Source organism: Microbacterium dextranolyticum (assembly GCF_016907295.1).
GTDB classification, from domain to species: domain Bacteria; phylum Actinomycetota; class Actinomycetes; order Actinomycetales; family Microbacteriaceae; genus Microbacterium; species Microbacterium dextranolyticum.
In genome coordinates, this window is record NZ_JAFBBR010000001.1 from 2,487,522 (window position 1) to 2,502,358 (window position 14,837).

Annotated in this window: 10 protein-coding genes and 1 riboswitch; of the genes, 9 read left to right on the top strand and 1 reads right to left on the bottom strand. The window is 70.6% G+C overall.

Going from position 1 to position 14,837, the window contains the following annotated elements; translation table 11 throughout:
* Positions 1–96 precede the first annotated feature (96 nt).
* Positions 97–256: riboswitch (FMN riboswitch) on the top strand.
* Between the two features lie 70 nt (positions 257–326).
* The 9 genes from ribD to JOE64_RS11435 all read left to right on the top strand — a co-directional run bounded on the left by ribD (position 327) and on the right by JOE64_RS11435 (position 12,651).
* Positions 327–1,394: a bifunctional diaminohydroxyphosphoribosylaminopyrimidine deaminase/5-amino-6-(5-phosphoribosylamino)uracil reductase RibD gene (ribD, locus tag JOE64_RS11395; RefSeq protein WP_239531753.1), complete on the top strand. Its 1,068-nt coding sequence runs from the start codon at positions 327–329 to the stop codon at positions 1,392–1,394.
* Positions 1,394–2,026, top strand: coding sequence for a riboflavin synthase (locus JOE64_RS11400; protein WP_204964363.1), 633 nt, complete (start codon positions 1,394–1,396; stop codon positions 2,024–2,026). Before ribD ends, JOE64_RS11400 begins: the two co-directional genes overlap by 1 nt.
* On the top strand, positions 2,023–3,327 hold the full coding sequence (gene ribA, locus JOE64_RS11405; RefSeq protein WP_204964364.1) for a GTP cyclohydrolase II: 1,305 nt from the start codon (positions 2,023–2,025) through the stop codon (positions 3,325–3,327). The genes JOE64_RS11400 and ribA overlap by 4 nt, the downstream gene beginning before the upstream one ends.
* On the top strand, positions 3,324–3,797 hold the full coding sequence (ribH, locus tag JOE64_RS11410; RefSeq protein ID WP_204964365.1) for a 6,7-dimethyl-8-ribityllumazine synthase: 474 nt from the start codon (positions 3,324–3,326) through the stop codon (positions 3,795–3,797). The genes ribA and ribH overlap by 4 nt, the downstream gene beginning before the upstream one ends.
* A gap of 200 nt (positions 3,798–3,997) precedes the next feature.
* Complete coding sequence (locus JOE64_RS11415; protein ID WP_204964366.1) at positions 3,998–4,348, top strand: Fe-S protein; 351 nt, start codon at positions 3,998–4,000, stop codon at positions 4,346–4,348.
* 204 nt (positions 4,349–4,552) lie between these two features.
* Positions 4,553–5,941, top strand: coding sequence for an MFS transporter (locus JOE64_RS11420; protein WP_204964367.1), 1,389 nt, complete (start codon positions 4,553–4,555; stop codon positions 5,939–5,941).
* A gap of 124 nt (positions 5,942–6,065) precedes the next feature.
* Positions 6,066–7,106: a LacI family DNA-binding transcriptional regulator gene (locus JOE64_RS11425; protein ID WP_239531754.1), complete on the top strand. Its 1,041-nt coding sequence runs from the start codon at positions 6,066–6,068 to the stop codon at positions 7,104–7,106.
* Between the two features lie 328 nt (positions 7,107–7,434).
* Entirely contained in the window at positions 7,435–10,569 is a 3,135-nt protein-coding gene (locus JOE64_RS11430; RefSeq protein ID WP_239532196.1) for a glycoside hydrolase family 32 protein, read from the top strand.
* 138 nt (positions 10,570–10,707) lie between these two features.
* Positions 10,708–12,651 (top strand): ABC transporter ATP-binding protein, encoded by a 1,944-nt coding sequence (locus JOE64_RS11435; protein WP_204964368.1) that lies wholly within the window; start codon positions 10,708–10,710, stop codon positions 12,649–12,651.
* 217 nt (positions 12,652–12,868) lie between these two features.
* Here JOE64_RS11435 and JOE64_RS11440 read toward each other — a convergent pair whose 3' ends face one another.
* Entirely contained in the window at positions 12,869–14,767 is a 1,899-nt protein-coding gene (locus JOE64_RS11440; RefSeq protein ID WP_204964369.1) for a phosphoenolpyruvate carboxykinase (GTP), read from the bottom strand.
* Positions 14,768–14,837: the final 70 nt, after the last annotated feature.

Genomic DNA, 14,837 nt, shown 5'->3' on the forward strand with positions numbered 1-14,837 from the left:
ATGCGCGCGCGCATCGGCCAGGCACCGGGCCGGCGCCGCAGGCCGACACGGAATGAAACCGGAACGGGCGCGTTGAGTAGGATCGAGAGCAGAACAACGTGCTCCGGGGTCGGTGAGAATCCGAACCGGCGGTGAGAGTCCGCGAGCCCGTCCGATCGACAGATCGGCGGGTTGATCCGGTGGAATTCCGGGACCGACGGTGATGCGATGAGGTTCGATGAGAACCTGTCGCTAGTCCGGATGGGAGGAAGCACAGGCGACGCCGTCCGCGGTGTCCGTCGTGCGGACTGCGCATCGCCCCCGGGGCCTCGACGGAGGACCGACGGATGCCGGACGTGCAGCACCACCCCGCGACGGGCGACGACGCCGCGATGCGCCGCGCCCTCGCTCTGGCCCTCCACGGCCCGCGCGGCGTGAACCCGCAGGTGGGTGCCGTGATCCTCTCCCCCGCCGGTGAGATCCTGAGCGAAGGGTGGCACCGCGGTGCGGGCACCCCGCACGCCGAGGTCGACGCCCTCACGACGCTCGGCGCACAGCACGGACCCGATGCCGCACGTGGCGCCACCGCGGTCGTGACTCTGGAACCGTGCAATCACACCGGCCGCACCGGCCCGTGTGCCGAGGCACTCATCGAGGCCGGCGTCGCCCGCGTCGTCTACGCCGCCGACGATCCGGGGGCGCTCTCGGGCGGAGGAGCCGCGCGCCTGCGCGCCGCCGGCATCGAAGTCGTGGCAGGGCTCCGCGGCGACGAGGGGCGGGCGCTGCTCGATTCCTGGCTGACCGTGCAGCGGCTCGGCCGCCCGCACGTCACCGCGAAGTGGGCGCAGTCGCTCGACGGGCGCGCCGCGGCATCCGACGGCACCAGCCAGTGGATCACCGGACCCGCCGCGCGCGCCGACGTGCACCGCCGCCGGGCGGATGCCGACGCGATCGTCGTCGGCACGGGCACCCTCCTCACCGATGACCCCGCGCTCACGGCGCGGCGCCCGGACGGATCGCTCTACGACGCACAGCCGAGGCCGGTCGTGATCGGCACCCGAGCGGTGCCGCAGGAGGCCGCCGTGCGCCGGCATCCACGACCGTTCCTGCAGGACGAGGGCGAGGACCTGCCCGATCTGCTGGACCGGCTGCGGGAGCTCGGCGCGCACCGGGTGTTCGTCGAGGGCGGCCCGACGCTCGCGTCGTCGTTCCTGCGCGCAGGTCTCGTCGACGAGCTCCTCGTCTACGTCGCTCCCACGCTTCTGGGTGGCGACCGCCTCGCTCTCGGCGACATCGGCGTGCCGACGATCGACGCGCAGCGGCGCCTCGACGTGCGCGACGTGGAACGCCTCGGCGACGACCTGCTGGTCGTCGCGACCCCTCGACAGGCTCGGAAATCGGAAGAAGGAGACTGATGTTCACGGGGATCATCGAAGAACGCGGTGAGATCACCGAGGTCGCACCGTCGGGCGACGGCCTGCGGCTGACCGTCCGCGGGCCGAAGGCGGTGTCGGATGCCGGGCACGGCGATTCCATCGCCGTCAGCGGGGTGTGCCTGACCGTGATCGACCAGGGCGAGGACTGGTTCACCGCCGACGTGATGCGCCAGACCCTCGACATGACGAGCCTCTCCGGCATCGCCGTCGGCACGTCGGTGAACCTCGAGCGCGCGCTCGCGGCGCACACGCGCCTCGGCGGCCACATCGTGCAGGGGCACGTCGACGGCACCGGCACGGTGCTCGAGGTGCGCCCCGGTGCGCAGTGGCAGGTCGTGCGCGTGTCGCTCCCCACCGAGCTCGCGCCCCTCGTCGTCGACAAGGGCTCGATCACGGTCGACGGGGTCTCGCTCACCGTCAGTGCCGTCTCCCCCGCCGATGCCCCTGCCGCCTGGTTCGAGGTGTCACTCATCCCCGAGACGCTCGAGGTCACCACCCTGGGCCTGCGCCGCGTCGGCGACCGGCTGAACCTCGAGACCGACATCCTGGCGCGGCACGTGCAGCGCCTGCTGGCATTCACCCACCCGACCACCGAAGGGGGCTCCCGATGAGCCTGTCCGAGATTCCCGAGGCCCTCGACGCGCTGCGCGCCGGCAAGCCCGTCATCGTCGCCGACGACGAGAAGCGCGAGAACGAGGGCGACGTCATCCTGTCGGCGCAGCTCGCCACTCCCGAATGGCTGGCCTGGACCATTCGCTGGTCGAGCGGGTTCATCTGCGCCCCCATGCCCGCCGAATGGGCCGACCGGCTCGATCTGCCGCCCATGGTCGCGGTGAACGAGGACGCGCGCGGCACGGCCTACACCGTGAGCGTCGACGCCGCCGACCGCGTGTCGACGGGCATCAGCGCGACCGACCGCTCGCACACGCTGAACGTCCTGGCCGACCCCGCCTCGACCCCCACGAGCGTGATCCGTCCCGGCCACATCCTGCCGCTGCGGGCCGTCGACGGGGGCGTCCGCGAACGCGCCGGACACACCGAGGCCGGTGTCGATCTCATGAAGCTCGCCGGTCTGCAGCCGGTCGCCGCGATCGGCGAGGTTGTCGCCGAGGACGGATCGATGATGCGTCTGCCGGCGCTGCTCGAGCTCGGCGAGCGCGAAGGCATCCCGGTCATCACGATCGAACAGCTCATCGCGTACCTCGACGAGCACGACGCCGACACCGGCGCGGACCGCCCGGACCACGGCGCGCGACGGCGCGTGAGCCTGCGCGCCGAGGCCCAGGTGCCCACCTCGCACGGCTCGTTCCGCTTTCTCGCGTACAAGGACCGCGTCACCGGCACCGATCACATCGCCGTCGTCTCGGGCGACCTGACCGAGGACGCCCCGCTCGTGCGGGTGCACTCGGAGTGCCTCACGGGTGAGGCGTTCGGTTCGCTCAAGTGCGAGTGCGGGCCGCAGCTGGACGCCGCTCTCGACGCGATCGAGCGCGATGGCGGCGTCGTCGTCTACATGCGCGGCCACGAGGGACGCGGGATCGGCCTCATCAACAAACTGCGCGCGTACAGCCTGCAGGAGCGCGGCCTCGACACCGTCGACGCGAACCTGGCGCTGGGCCTTCCGGCCGACGCCCGCGACTACGCCGCGGCGGCGGGGATCCTCGAAGACCTCGGCGTCGAGCGGATCCGCCTGCTCACCAACAACTCCGACAAGGTGAACCAGTTGCGCGCCCTGGGCCTCGACATCGTCGAGCAGGTGCCCCTGCTGGTCGGCGTCGGCCCCAACAACCACCAGTACCTCGAGACCAAGCGCGACCGGATGGGCCACATCATCGGCGCCGCGGAGCTCGACGCGGCCCTCGCCCACAGCACGGCCGCCCCGACGACCCACGACGAGAAGGAGCACGCATGAGCGGTCACGGAGCGCCCCAGACCCAGCCGATCGACGGGACGGGACTGCGCGTCGTCGTCATCGCGGGGCAGTGGCACGACGTCATCACCGACGGCCTGATCGCCGGCGCGGAGCGCGTGCTCGAGGCATCCGGCGCGTCGTGGCGTCTCGTCCGCGTTCCGGGATCGTTCGAGCTGCCCGTCGCGGCGAAGGCCGCGCTGGATGCCGGCGCGGACGCGGTCGTCGCGCTCGGCGTCATCATCCGCGGCGGCACGCCGCACTTCGAGTTCGTCTCGTCGGCGGCCACCGACGGGTTGACGCGCGTCGCTCTGGATGCCGGCAAGCCGGTCGGCTTCGGGGTGCTGACCCTCGACGACGAGCAGCAGGGCATCGATCGGGCCGGGCTCCCCGGTTCGACGGAGGACAAGGGCGCCGAGGCCGCCGACGCGGCCCTGCGCACCGCGCTCCTCCTGCGCGAACTGCGCGCCTGACCGCCTGACCGCCCCCGCTCCGCCCGCCTCCCCGCTCCGCCCCGGCCGGCCCGTTCTGCCCCGGCCTGCCGGGAGTCCCCGCGAGACCTCGCTTGTGTACGCTTTTTCGCTTCGAAACGTGACATAAGCGAGGTCTCGCGGGGTTTCGTGGGCCCGAATGAGGGGACGATGCGCGATGGGGTATCAGCTAGACTGAAGGCATGGAGATCCTGCGGCACGCTGTCGTCCTCGTCCACCTGACCGGTTTCGCGATCCTGTTCGGCGCCTGGGTCGTCGAGGCGGTCGGCCGCAAGCGCATCACGCGGCTCATGACGTGGGGCATGGTCATCGCGGCCGTCGCGGGCCTCGCTCTGGCCGCGCCGTGGGGCATCGAGTACTCCCTGAACTACACCAAGCTCGGCACGAAGCTCGTCGTCCTGCTCGCGATCGGCGCGGTCCTCGGCATCGGCACCGCCCGTCAGCGCAAGAGCGGCGCCGCCCCCGCGGCCCTGTTCTGGCTCGTGGGCATCCTGACCTTCCTCAACGCCGCGCTCGCCGTCCTCTGGCGCTGACGGGCGCCGCCCCCGCCCGGCGCCGCCGGTGCGGGGCACCCGCCCGCCGACCGGGCGTAGACTGAACCCCTTGCGCCGCGAACCTGTCGGCGCCCCGGTGACCTCACAGCTGCGGCGTCCGCTGCACGCACCCCTGCACGGCACGCCCCGCGCCGGACCGTCCCACGAGGACCTTCGATATCCATCGATAGGCAGTAGTTCCGCATGTCCTCCACGGCAGTATCCGCCCCCGTCAACTCCCGCTCGCGTGTCATCACCGCGAGCCTCGTCGGCACCACGATCGAGTTCTACGACTTCTACGTCTACGCGACCGCCGCCGTCCTGGTCTTCCCGGCCCTCTTCTTCCCGACCGGCAACGACACGACCGCTCTCCTGGCGTCGTTCACCGTCTTCGGCGCGGCGATGATCGCCCGGCCCATCGGCGCCGTCGTCTTCGGCCACTTCGGCGACCGGTTCGGGCGCAAGGCGACGCTCGTCACGTCGCTGCTCGTGATGGGCATCGCGACCTTCCTGATCGGCTGCCTGCCCACGTTCCACGACATCGGCTGGTGGGCGGCCCTGCTCCTGCTGCTCCTGCGCCTGTTCCAGGGCTTCGCCCTCGGCGGCGAGTGGTCCGGTGCCGCCCTGGTGGCGACCGAGAACGCCCCGAAGGGCAAGCGCGCCTGGTACGGCACGTTCCCGCAGCTGGGTGCGCCGATCGGCTTCATCATCGCGAACGCGCTGTTCCTCGTGATCAACTTCGCCCTCCCCCACCCCGACGGTCCGGCGCAGAAATCCGAGGCGTTCCTCGCGTGGGGCTGGCGTGTGCCCTTCCTCTTCTCCGCGGTGATGGTGATCATCGGCCTGTGGGTGCGCCTGAAGCTCGTCGAGTCGCAGACCTTCACCCAGGCCGAGCAGAAAGGTGCGATCCGCAGATTCCCGCTCGGCGAGGTCGTCCGTCGCCACTGGAAGAACCTGATCCTGGGCACGTTCATCATGCTGGCGACGTACGTGCTCTTCTACCTGATGACGAGCTTCACCCTCGCCTACGGCACGAAGCCGGCGGATGCCGCAGTTCCCGGCCTCGGGTTCGGCTACACCGACTTCGTCATCATGCAGATCGTCGGTGTCGTGTTCTTCGGCATCTTCACACTGCTGTCCGGCCCGATCGCCGATGCCGTCGGACGCAAGAAGCTGCTGATCTGGGTGACGGCGCTGATCGCGGCGCTCGGCGTGACGTTCAACATCTTCCTGCTGCCGCACACCGATCCGAAGTTCACCGGCGCACTCGTGCAGGGATTCCTTGTCGTCGGCTTCATGCTGATGGGCGCGACCTTCGGCCCCATGGGCGCCGTACTGCCCGAGCTGTTCCCGACGAACGTGCGCTACACCGGCTCGGCGATCGCCTACAACGTCTCGTCCATCCTCGGCGCCGCCGTCGCCCCGTCGATCGCCCTGGGCCTGTGGGCCGCAGCGGACGGACAGCCCTGGCTCGTCGGGGTCTACCTGACCGGGTCGGCGGTGCTGACCCTCATCGCCCTCGTGCTCTCACGCGAGACCCGCGACGTCGATTACGAGACCGACATCGGTCTCGGCGCCACCGGCTCGCTCTGACGAAGCGGTGAGCGGATGCCTCGGGGAGTCACTCTCCGGGGCATCCGCTGTCTCTGAATCGAGCACGGGGAGAGCATGGGTAGAGTCGGAGCGACCCGTCCCTCTCTGCCAGATTGTGTGATCGATGCCACCCAGCGATGCCGCGACTCCGGGTCGGCGCCCGCGCGCGACGATGAAGGATGTCGCGGCCCTGGCCCGTGTCGGCACGAAGACGGTCTCGCGCGTCATCAATGCCGAGCCGAACGTGTCGGCGGCCACCGCCGAGCGCGTCTGGTCGGCCGTCCGCGCGCTCGACTACCACGTCGACCTGCAGGCGGGCAGCCTGCGCCGGGCGAGCGGGCGCACGCGCACTCTGGGGCTGCTGCTGAGCAGCATCGACAACCCGTTCGCCTCGGCGATCAGTCGCGCGGTCGAAGACGCAGCCCTGCCGCGCGAGGTCTCGGTGTTCGCCTCGAGCCTCGACGACGATGCGCAGCGCGAGGAGGCGGCGGTGGGTGCCTTCCTGCGTCGACGCGTGGATGGGCTCATCCTCACGACGATGTCGCGCAGCGCCGCCTATCTCTTGCCGACGATCCAGCGCGGCACCCCCGTCGTCTTCGTGGACCGCGAACCCGTCGGCATCGATGCCGACGTCGTCACCAGCGACAACCGCGCGGGAGCGCGGCGCGCCGCCCGCCATCTCGCCGCGCACGGCCACCGCCGGATCGTCGCCCTGATCGACCGTCTCGACATCCAGACCGCGACGGAGCGACGAGACGGCTTCGTCGAGGGGCTGACATCGGCGGATTCGGTGAGGGCGACCATCATCGATGGGCTGCACGATTCCGAGGGAGCCGAGCGGGCCCTCGGCGAACTGCTGGCGGGAGAGGACCCGCCGACCGCCGTCTTCGGCGGCCAGAACCTCATCACCGTGGGCGCACTCCGGGCGCTCCGCGCCCGCGGACTGCAGCGCAGCGTCGCGCTCGTCGGCTTCGACGATGTGCCCCTGGGAGACCTGCTCGAGCCCGGCGTGACCGTGATCCGGCAGCACCCGCAGCGCATCGGCGCGATCGCCGCCGACCGGGTCTTCGCGCGGATCGACGGCGACGACTCCGCCCCGGTGCGCATCGTCGTTCCCACGGAGCTCATCGCGCGCGGCAGCGGCGAGATCATCGCGCCGCGCTGAACAGCCTTCTCGACGACATCTCTGACATCGATGTCAGGGATGCACGGCGAGTGCTTGCGCACCTCCGTGGAAACTCATAACATTGCCGTCAATGTACGGCTGACATCGATGTCACCACGATGCGCGACGAAGGGCTGACACAGTGCACCTCACTCATGGACGATCGGCACGACCCCGGCACACCCGGCTGCGCCGACTGCTCTCGATCGCCGCGGCCATCGGCCTCGCCGCCGCGGTGCAGGTCGCCTCGCCCGCGCACAGCGACGAGATCGACCCCGCCCAGCAGCAGTACCGGCCGCTCATCCACTTCACCCCCGAGACGAACTGGATGAACGATCCGAACGGCATGGTCTACGTCGACGGCACGTATCACCTGTTCTTCCAGCACAACCCGTCGGGCACCCGCTGGGGCAACATGAGCTGGGGCCACGCGACGTCGACAGACCTGCTCACCTGGACCGAGCAGCCTCTCGCGATCCCGCAGACGTTCGACGACTCCGGTCAGGCGATCGAGGACATCTTCTCGGGCTCGATCGTCGTCGACGAGAACAACACCTCCGGATTCGGAACGCCCGGCGGGCCGGCTCCGCTCGTCGCGGTGTACACCTCGGCCTACACCCCTCAGCATCCGCAGTACCCGGGCATCCAGGCCCAGTCGCTCGCCTACAGCCTCGACGAGGGTGAGACGTGGACGAAGTACGCGCACAACCCGGTGCTCAACCGCAACTCGCAGAACTTCCGCGACCCGAAGGTGTTCCGCTACGACGGCCCGAGCGGTTCGTACTGGGTCATGGTCGCCGTCGAAGCCACCGAGCACCGTGTCGTGCTCTCCCGCAGCGACGACCTGCGCACCTGGACCCACCTGTCCGACTTCGGCCCCGCCAACTCCGTCGCGGGCATCTGGGAATGCCCCGACCTCTTCTCCCTCCCCGTCGACGGCGACCCGGCCCACCGCAAATGGGTCATGGTCGTCAACCTGAACCCGGGCGGCGTGGCCGGCGGAAGCGCGGGCCAGTACTTCGTCGGCGACTTCGACGGCACGACGTTCACGAGCGAGTCGACCGTCACCGGCGACGCGCTCCCCACGGGGCACGTCTTCGCCGACTTCGAGCACGGCTACGGCGACTGGACCGTGAACAACGAACCCGGCAACGGGAAGAACGGGCCCTTCGGCACCGATCCCGCGCACGGCGCCCTCGACGGGCAGAGCCCCGTCTCGGGCTTCATCGGGTCGGGGCTCGTCAACGGGTTCAACGACGGCGACTGGCCCGTGGGCACGATGTCGTCGCCGACGTTCACGATCGACGACGACTTCGTGAACCTGCTCGTCGGCGGCGGCAACCACCCGCACGTCACCGGCACCCAGTTGTCGAACGACCCGCCGGCGGGGCGCACGCTGTTCGACTTCGAGCTGCCGGACGGCGAGACCCTCGCCGACTCGGGGTGGACCGTGACGGGCGACTTCGCCACCGAGCCCTGGCGGAACCCGTCGACCTCCGGCGGCGACTACTACCTCGGCGCCAAGCGGATCAACACCTGGGAGGGTGGCCAGCACGGCGACGACAACCAGGGCGAGCTCACCTCTCCCGCCTTCACGATCGACGGGCGAAACATCTCCTTCCTGATCGGCGGCGGCGCGCGCACCGACGGCACGCTCGAAGCGCAGCTGCTCGTCGACGGCGAGGTCGTGCGCACCCAGACCGGACCGCAGTCGGGTCAGCTCAACTGGCGCGGATGGAACGTCGCGGAGTTCGCCGGCCGCTCCGCACAGATCCGGATCGTCGACCACGCGACCGGCGGGTGGGGCCACCTCACCTTCGACCACGTGGTCATGGGCGACGCGCCCGCCGTCCCCCGCTCGAGCGAGACCTCGGTCAATCTCGTCGTCGACGGCGAGGTGGTCCGCAGCGCAACCGGCGCCGACAGCGAGACCCTCGACTGGACGAGCTGGAACGTGCGCGAGTTCCGGGGCCGGCAGGCCCACATCGAGGTCATCGACAACAACCGGTTCGGGTGGGGCCACATCCTGCTCGATCAGGTCATGTTCTCGCCCGAGGCGGCCGGCACGCGCCTCGAGGGCTACGACTGGCTCGACTGGGGCCGCGACTACTACGCCGGCGTCTCGTACTCGGGAGCGCCCACGTCGGGCAGGATCATGCAGGCCTGGATGAACAACTGGAACTACGCCGAAGACATCCCCACCTCGACCTGGCGCAGCTCGATGGCACTGCCGCGCGAGGTGACGCTGGTCACGACGCCCCGCGGCCCGCGGCTGGCGCAGAAGCCGGTCGCCCAGGTGCAGGACCAGCTCGACACCTCTCGCGCCCAGACTCGATCGGGCATCGTGCTCGACGGCGCACAGGGCGGTTCGGTGGACCTCGGCGACCTCCGCGCGACGACGGCGCGCGTCGATGTCGTGCTGACGCCCGGCGCGACGGGTCGTTCGGGCATCACCGTCTTCGGCGATGACACGAGCGGCACGCACATCGGGTACGACAGCGACACCGGGCGCGTGTTCGTCGACCGCCGCACCTCGGGCGTGACCGATTTCAACGGTTCGTTCGCGTCGATCGAGGATGCCCCGGTCGCACTCGCACCCGACGGAACGGTGACCTTCGAGCTCTACCTCGATCGCGCATCCGTCGAGCTCTTCACCGACGGTGGACGGATGACGATCACCGATCAGGTCTTCCCCCACGAGGGAGCCGACAGGATCACGGCGTGGGCCGACGGCGGCAGCGCGACACTCTCGCGTATCACCGTGACACCGCTGCGCGCCACGATGTGGAAGCCTCCGGTCACCGCCGCGCCCGTCGTCACGCCGCACGTGTCGGGCACCGCCGGCGCGAACGGCTGGTACACCTCGGACGTCGCCGCGCAGTGGTCGGTGACCGGCGACGGCACGCTCACAACCGAGGGATGCCAGGAGACGACCGTCACCGCCGATACGACCGGCACGACACTGCCCTGTCGCGCCACGAACGAGGCGGGCACCACAACCGGCGACGTCGTCGTGATGCGAGATGCCACACCGCCCGTGCTCGCACTGACCGGCGGCCCCGCCGATGGCGCGGCGTACGGCCCCGGGGAGGTCCCCGCGATCCCGGCGTGCGTCGCCTCCGACGCGACCAGCGGTCTGGCCGGTGCGTGCGAGATCTCCGGCTACGAGACGAAGGCCGGCTCGCACGTCCTCACGGCACGCGCCGCGGATGCCGCGGGGAACACGACCACGGTGAGCCGCGCGTACACCGTGACAGCCGCATCCCCCGAGCCGGGCTCCGGTTCGGCCTCGGGCTCGACCACCGGTTCGACGGCGCAGGTCGCCGCGGACCGCTCCGACCCGAACCTGGCGACGACCGGCGGCGAGGACGTCGTCGTGCGCGCCGCCGCGTTGCTGGGCCTGCTCGCACTTCTGGCCGGGTCCACGATGACCCTCCTGCGTCGGCGTCGCCGCGACGCCTGATCCGGATGAAAGGGGAGAGCCGTCGCGCGACGGATCTCCCCTTTCATCCGGGCGAACACGGGGCGCGCCGCGTGGATTCGACGCCCAGGAAATCGGACGAAGATAGAGGCAGCCCCACCGTTTCCGCAGAAAGCCGTCATGTCCTCTGCTCGCGCCACCTCGTCCTCCGGCCGCTCTCCTCGCTCGCGGAAGGACGACGGCCCACGCGCGAGCCTGCGCCAGCTTCTGCCGTTCGTGTTCGAACAGCGCGGCATCCTCGTCGTCGTCGCGGTCCTCAGCGTGCTCGCCGCCGCCGCGACCCTCGCGCAGCCGGTCGTCGTCGGACAGGTCATCGAACGCGTGCAGGCCGGCGACACGCTGGGGCTGCTGGTGTGGCTGCTCGTCGCTCTCGTCGTGGTGGGGTCGGTGATCAGCGGCATCCAGCACTTCCTGCTGCAGCGCACCGGCACCGCCGTGGTCTACTCGAGCCGCCGCCGACTCGTCGCGCAACTGCTGCACCTGCCCGTGCAGGAGTACGACGCCCGGCGCACGGGCGACCTCGTCTCGCGGGTCGGCACCGACACGACCCTGCTCTACGCCGTGCTCACACAGGGACTCGCCGACTCGGTCGGCAACGCGCTGATCTTCGTCGGCGCCGGGATCGCGATGCTCCTGATCGACCCGATCCTGCTCCTGCTGATCCTCGTCGTGATCGGCGGGTCCATCGCCGTCGTCGGAGCGCTCAGCAGCCGCATCCGTCGCGCGACGGCCGCGCAGCAGGAGAAGGTCGGCGACCTGGCATCCGGCGTCGAACGCGCCGTCTCGTCGATCCGCACCATCCGTGCCGCCGGTGCCGCGACGCGCGAACAGGACGCCATCGACACGACGGCGCGGGATGCCTACGACGCGGGCGTCCGGGTGGCGAAGGCCTCGGCGTTCATCGTGCCCATCGCCGGGATCGCGCTGCAGCTGTCGCTGCTGGTCGTGCTCGGCGTCGGCGGATTCCGCGTGGCATCCGGAGCGATCACGATCGCGCAGCTCATCACGTTCGTGATCTTCCTCTTCTTCCTCGTGCAGCCGCTCGCGTCGTTCTTCGGCGCGTTCACCTCGGTGAGCCAGGCACTCGGCGCACTCGGACGCATTCAGGAGATCCTCGACCTGCCCACCGAGACCGACCGCGACGCCGAGATCGCCGCCTCGGTCGACGCGGCCCGCCGCATCGCGCACGACCCCGACCTGACCGGCCCGATCCAGACGGTCGACGACCTGCTCGTCACGCGCGACGCACCCGCGATCGAGTTCCGCTCGGTGCGGTTCGCCTACCCGGGCGCCGTCGTCGACGCGCGCCGTCGCGCCGAGCAGGAAGCCCAGCGCACGCTCGCCGACGCACACGCCGACACCGTGGACGTCCGAGAGAGCGACGGCGATGTGCTGCGCGACGTGTCGTTCGCCGTGCCGCGCGGCGCGCGGGTCGCGCTCGTCGGACCGTCGGGGGCGGGAAAGTCCACGACCCTGGCGCTCATCGAGCGCTTCTACGACCCGTCGGACGGTGCGGTGCTCCTGGACGGCACCGACGTGCGCCGCATCGACCGCTCGCGCCTGCGCGCCCAGCTCGGATACGTCGAGCAGGATGCCCCGACCCTGGCCGGCACGATCGGCGACAACCTGCGGCTGGCCTCCCCCGAGGCATCCGACGCGGCGTGCGAGCGCGTGCTGCGGGCAGTCAACCTCGGCGAGGTGCTCGAGCGCTCCCCGCTCGGGCTCGACGCCCCGGTCGGCGAGGCGGGCGTCATGCTCTCGGGCGGCGAGCGCCAGCGGCTGGCGATCGCGCGGGCCCTGCTGGCCGCTCCCCCGATCCTGCTGCTCGACGAGTCGACGTCGTCGCTCGACGGCCTGAACGAGCAGCGCATGCGCGAGGCGATCGATGCGGTCGCCGCCGGGCGCACCCTCGTCGTGATCGCCCACCGCCTGTCGACCGTCGTCGACAGCGACGTCATCATCGTGCTCGACCGCGGCCGGGTGGTCGGCCAGGGAACGCATGCCGAGCTCGTGGCATCCGTTCCCCTCTACCGCGACCTGGCCCGGCACCAGCTGCTCGTCTGACCGGGGGCCCGCGCTCCGTCCCGGGTTCGGAGGCGCCATCTCGCGGGTCGGGTGCGCGACCACCCGCACAACGGCGCCTCTGAACACCGCTCTGGCCCGGGGGCATGACATCCCTGCCCCTCGCGGATGCCTCGGAGGCGCCATCTGGCGGGTCTGGCACGCAGACACCCGCACGATGACGCCTCCGAACGCGTGGCAGAGGTCGCGCCCGGCCGAGTCAGGACTGCGCGAGCTTCAGGCGGTAGCGCAGCGCAGCCAGCTCGGTGTACAGCGGCGCGGGCACCTTGCCCTCGAAGGTGTCGTAGAACTCCTCGGTGAGGTCGGCCTCCTGCAGCCACAGGGCGGGGTCGATCTCGAAGAGGGCGTCGAGATCCTGCGTCGGCACATCGATGCCCTCGAGGTTCAGGTCTTCGGCGCGGGGCAGTCGGCCGATCGGGCTCTCGATGGCGGGAACGCGATTCTCGACGCGACGGATGATCCAGTCGATGACGCGCGAGTTGTCGCCGAACCCGGGCCACAGGAAGCGGCCGCCCTCGCCCTTGCGGAACCAGTTCACCTGGAAGATGCGCGGCGCCCGGTCGAAGCGCAGCTTCTGCCCGACCTTCAGCCAGTGACCGAAGTAGTCGGCCATGTTGTAGCCGCAGAACGGCAGCATCGCGAACGGGTCGCGACGCAGCTCGCCCACGGTGCCCTCGGCGGCGGCGGTGCGCTCGGACGAGATGTTCGAGCCCATGAACACGCCGTGCGTCCAGTCGGTCGCCTCGACGACGAGCGGCACGTTGGTCGCGCGACGTCCGCCGAAGAGGATGCCATCCAGCGGCACGCCCTCGGGGGTCTCCCAGTCGGGGGCGATCTGCGGGCACTGCCCGGCGCTCACGGTGAAACGCGAGTTCGGGTGCGCGGCGGGGCGTCCGGACGCCGGCGTCCAGGGATTTCCCTCCCAGTCGGTGAGCTCCGCGGGCACCTCGTCGGTGAGCCCCTCCCACCAGACGTCGCCGTCGGGGCGGAGCGCGACGTTCGTGAAGATCGTGTTGCCCCAGAGAGTCTCGACGGCGGTGACGTTCGTCGACTCGCCCGTGCCCGGAGCGACGCCGAAGAAGCCCGCTTCGGGATTGATCGCCCACAGGCGCCCGTCCTCGCCCGGCCGCAGCCACGCGATGTCGTCGCCGAGGGTCTCGACCCGCCAGCCCGGGATCGTCGGGCGGAGCATGGCGAGGTTCGTCTTGCCGCACGCCGAGGGGAACGCCGCCGCGAGATGGTACTTCTTGCCCTCCGGGCTGATGACCCGGATGAGCAGCATGTGCTCGGCCAGCCACCCCTCGTCGCGTCCGATCACCGAGGCGATGCGCAGGGCGAAGCACTTCTTGGCGAGGATCGCGTTGCCGCCGTATCCCGAGCCGAACGACCACACTTCGAGCGTCTCGGGGAAGTGCACGATGTACTTCTCGTCGTTGCAGGGCCACGCGGCATCCTTCTCGCCGGTCGCGAGCGGCGCACCCACCGAGTGCACGGTCTTCACCCACGGCTTGCCCGCGGCGATCTGATCGAGCACCTCGGTGCCCACGCGCGTCATGATCCCGATCGAGGTGACGGCGTAGGCGCTGTCGGTGAGCTGCACGCCGATGTGCGAGAGCGGGCCACCGACGGCCCCCATCGAGAACGGGACGACGTACATCGTGCGCCCGCGCATCGATCCGGCGAACAGCGGGGTGATGGTGGCGCGGATCTCGTCGGGAGCGACCCAGTTGTTGGTGGGACCGGCATCCTCTGCGCGTGCGGAGGCGATGAAGGTGCGTGCCTCGGTGCGGGCGACGTCGCTCGCGTGGGAGCGGGCGAGGTACGAGCCGGGTCGCCACTCGGGATTCAGCTTGATGAGCGTGCCCTCGTCGACCTGCGCGCGCAGCAGTTCGTCGTTCTCGGCGCGCGAGCCGTCGAGCCAATGGATGCGGTCGGGACGGGTGAGGGCGGCGACCTCGTCGACCCACGCGTACAGCGCCTTCATGCCCGCACCGGAGATGACGGGGCGGGCGCCGAACGTGCGGCGAGCCGTCGCGTCGGTACCACCGACGACGGAGGTGCCAGCGGCGGGACGGGTGATCAGGTCGGCGATGGCCATGTCAGCTCCTTCAGTGGGGTGTGTTTCCACAATGCGACCCTCGACGGCATACTTTCGCACCTAAACGCCA

Excerpts from the sequence above, each read along its gene's own strand:
- JOE64_RS11435 (WP_204964368.1), top strand. The coding sequence starts at position 10,708 with ATGTCCTCTGCTCGCGCCACCTCGTCCTCCGGCCGCTCTCCTCGCTCG.
- JOE64_RS11430 (WP_239532196.1), top strand. The coding sequence starts at position 7,435 with ATGAACGATCCGAACGGCATGGTCTACGTCGACGGCACGTATCACCTG.
- ribH (WP_204964365.1), top strand. The coding sequence starts at position 3,324 with ATGAGCGGTCACGGAGCGCCCCAGACCCAGCCGATCGACGGGACGGGA.
- JOE64_RS11425 (WP_239531754.1), top strand. The coding sequence starts at position 6,066 with ATGCCACCCAGCGATGCCGCGACTCCGGGTCGGCGCCCGCGCGCGACG.
- JOE64_RS11415 (WP_204964366.1), top strand. The coding sequence starts at position 3,998 with ATGGAGATCCTGCGGCACGCTGTCGTCCTCGTCCACCTGACCGGTTTC.
- ribD (WP_239531753.1), top strand. The coding sequence starts at position 327 with ATGCCGGACGTGCAGCACCACCCCGCGACGGGCGACGACGCCGCGATG.
- JOE64_RS11400 (WP_204964363.1), top strand. The coding sequence starts at position 1,394 with ATGTTCACGGGGATCATCGAAGAACGCGGTGAGATCACCGAGGTCGCA.
- JOE64_RS11440 (WP_204964369.1), bottom strand. The coding sequence starts at position 14,767 with ATGGCCATCGCCGACCTGATCACCCGTCCCGCCGCTGGCACCTCCGTC.
- ribA (WP_204964364.1), top strand. The coding sequence starts at position 2,023 with ATGAGCCTGTCCGAGATTCCCGAGGCCCTCGACGCGCTGCGCGCCGGC.
- JOE64_RS11420 (WP_204964367.1), top strand. The coding sequence starts at position 4,553 with ATGTCCTCCACGGCAGTATCCGCCCCCGTCAACTCCCGCTCGCGTGTC.